Source organism: Neisseria sp. P0021.S005 (assembly GCF_051956955.1).
Map to the genome: position 1 here is coordinate 1 of NZ_JBQCWY010001007.1, position 430 is coordinate 430.

1 protein-coding gene is annotated in these 430 nt (G+C 56.7%); it reads right to left on the minus strand.

Annotated features, from left to right (window positions below; genetic code table 11):
* Positions 1-430, minus strand: a 430-nt coding sequence (locus tag ACTHUE_RS20610; protein ID WP_440424343.1) for a prephenate dehydratase domain-containing protein, incomplete at both ends; no start/stop codon positions are given.

The window sequence follows — 430 nt, forward strand, 5'->3', positions numbered from 1 at the left end:
TCGATCCACTCGGCGGCAAAACTCAACTGATCAATTTCCGCGGCCATACGCCCGGCAATGGCGGCCCCATTCGGGCTGTCAGATTCATCCCCCAGACGTGCTGCTTCTGCATTGCTGGCCACGGCGATACGCTCTGCATTGGGCAGGTTGCGGCCAAGACAGTCGCTGCATTGCGCAAAGGCTTGGGCATGGGCGAAAACTTTGGTAATGCCGCCGATTTCGTGGCTGTCTTTACGCAGCAGGTTGTGATGAATGCGGACACCCACTTCGCCACAGGCTTTTAACGCGGTTACTGCTAACAAATCCCAAGTGCGCCCCACCGAGCCTTCGGTCGAGTTTTCTACCGGCGCCACCAAACAATCGGCTTGGCGCGTTTCAACTTGTTTGAAGCAATTGTCGCTGGTGGTACACGCCATGGTGTGTGTGGTGT